The sequence below is a fragment of the Nitrospira sp. BLG_2 genome (assembly GCF_049222245.1).
The window spans coordinates 1-1,929 of the sequence record NZ_JBLYIG010000519.1 but is presented as its reverse complement, the minus strand read 5'-3'; the positions used below and the strand labels follow the sequence as shown (position 1 = coordinate 1,929).

General features: G+C 57.6%; 1 protein-coding gene. It reads left to right on the top strand.

The genetic code is table 11. The features are described 5' to 3' along the window. A partial coding sequence (locus ACOSYY_RS13960; RefSeq protein WP_421663127.1) for a ribonucleoside-diphosphate reductase subunit alpha occupies nucleotides 1-1,929 on the top strand: 1,929 nt, incomplete at both ends.

The following is a 1,929-nucleotide window of genomic DNA, read 5'->3' as shown; positions in this document are numbered from 1 at the left end:
ACGTATATCGACAAAGAGGTTCGAAATCAGGAGATTCACGCGTTCTCTCAGTCCATCACAGCGGGACGGCGGCTGGGATTGATCAACGAGCGCGTGCACGAGTTTGTCTCGCAAAACGGACGCAAGCTGAACGACGCGCTTGATCCGACACGCGACCGGGAGTTCGAGTATTTCGGCCTTCGCACCATCTACGATCGCTATTTGCTCAAACATCCGACGACTCGACAGGTCATCGAGACGCCACAGCAGTTCTTCCTCCGCATCGCCTGCGCTCTCGCCGAGACCGTCATGGATGCGGTCGAACTGTATCGCCTGCTCTCGTCGCTGGAATACTTGCCAAGCTCACCGACGCTGTTCAACGCGGGGACACAGCATGAACAACTCTCGAGCTGCTTTCTGCTCGATTCGCCGGACGATCATCTGGAGCATATTTACCAGCGGTACACGGACGTCGCGATGCTGTCAAAATTCTCAGGTGGGATCGGTCTCGCCTACCATCGCGTCCGGTCGCGTGGCTCTCTGATCGAGAGCACGAACGGGCATTCGAACGGCATCATCCCCTGGCTGAAGACCCTCGATGCATCCGTCGCGGCGGTCAATCAGGGCGGAAAACGCAAGGGCGCCTGCTGTGTCTATCTTGAGCCGTGGCATGCCGACATCGAGGAGTTCCTGGAGCTACGTGACAATACGGGGGACGAGGCCAGCCGGACACACAATTTAAATCTCGCCAATTGGGTTCCCGATCTCTTCATGAAACGGGTGGAAGCGGACGGCGAGTGGAGCCTGTTCGATCCCAAGACCACGCCGGAGTTGCCCGATCTCTATGGAGAAGAATTCGAACGGGCGTATGCACAGGCGGAACAGGCCGGGCTTGCATCAAAAACCGTCAAGGCTCGCGAGCTGTATGCGCGGATGATGCGCACGCTTGCCCAGACCGGCAACGGATGGATGACGTTCAAGGACAAATCCAACCGGGCCTGCAACCAAACGGCGTTGCCCGGACGGACGGTCCATCTTTCCAATCTCTGCACCGAAATCCTTGAAGTCACATCGCGGGACGAAACCGCCGTCTGCAATCTTGGCTCAATCAACCTTGCCCGCCACACGGTGACCGAATCCGATGGAAGCACCTCGTTCGACTTCGACAAACTGGCCAAGACAGTGCGGACAGCGGTTCATCAACTCGATCGGGTGATCGATCTTAACTACTACCCTCTTGCCGCGGCGGGATCCTCGAATCGAAGGTGGCGACCGGTAGGACTCGGGCTGATGGGCTTGCAGGATGTCTTCTTTCAGATGCGCTTGCCCTTCGATGTACCGGAAGCGCGAGGTCTCTCGGCGCGGATCGTCGAGGATATCTACTTCCATGCGTTGTCAGCTTCCATGGATCTCGCGATCACGAAAGGTCGTCATCCCACATATGACGAAACACGCGCTGCTCAGGGAGAGTTGCAGTTCGACGCGTGGGGTATTACACCGGCGGATCAGGATCGATGGGAGACTCTTCGGTCCAAGATCGGAGCGCACGGGCTGCGGAACTCACTGCTTGTGGCCATCGCGCCCACCGCCACCATTGCGTCAATTGCGGGGTGCTATGAATGTATCGAGCCGCAAGTCTCCAATCTGTTCAAGCGGGAGACTCTTTCAGGCGACTTCTTACAGGTGAATCGCTATCTTGTCGCGGACCTCAAGAAACTCGGCCTTTGGAGCGACGAAACGCGCACACGTCTAAAAATCGCTGAAGGGTCCGTGCAGGGGTTGGATGAGCTGCCGGCCGACCTGCGCGCTGTCTACCGGACCGTCTGGGAAATACCCATGCGCTCCCTCATCGATATGGCAGCCGACCGTGGCGCGTTCATCGACCAAAGCCAGTCGCTGAACCTGTTCATGGAAAACCCCAACATCGGGCAGTTATCGAGCATGTACTTC